Consider the following 690-nt stretch of genomic DNA (forward strand, 5'->3'; position numbering starts at 1 on the left):
GGAGACATATTTCAGGCTGTTGCGCACCATGTGCACAATGCAGAGCTGAATACGGGTCTGTGGGTATTCGGCAGCAATGGCTGTCAGGGAAGCCTTTCAAACCATCGACACAGGCAATCAGAATATCCTGCACGCCCCGGCTTTTGAGTTCTGTCAGGACGGATAGCCAGAACTTGGCGCCTTCATTCTCCGACATCCATAGACCCAGCAAATCTTTGTGGCCCTCCATATTTACACCCAATGCCAGATAGACGGCCTTGTTAATGACACGCATGTTGTCACGGATCTTGATGACGATGCAGTCCAGATAGACGATGGGATAAACCGCATCCAGAGGACGGGCTTGCCACTGGGCAATTTGTTCCAGTACCCGTTCTGTGACTTTGGAGACCAGGGTGGCTGATACGTCGGCGTCATACATTTCCTTAAACGCGTCGACGATTTCCCGGGTGCTTAAGCCTTTGGCATAGAGCGCCAGAATCTGATCATCCATCTGGGTTAAGCGGCTTTGGTGCTTGCGCAAAAGCTGGGGCTCGAAGGAGCCTTCACGGTCCCTCGGCGCTTCTATCTCGACTTCACCATGCTGGCCTTTGAGGCGTTTGACAGTGCTGCCGTTACGGGTATTTCCCTTGCCTGGCGTGCTGTCCTGATGCCTCTCGTAGAAGAGGTGCTCGGTCAGTTCTGCATTGA

General features: G+C 53.2%; 1 pseudogene. It reads right to left on the reverse strand.

From position 1 onward, the window contains the following. Positions 1–690, reverse strand: a pseudogene (locus ACO0LC_RS29130) (IS256 family transposase); the annotation flags it as partial.

This window comes from Undibacterium sp. JH2W (assembly GCF_049340425.1).
In the GTDB taxonomy this organism is placed as follows: domain Bacteria; phylum Pseudomonadota; class Gammaproteobacteria; order Burkholderiales; family Burkholderiaceae_D; genus Undibacterium.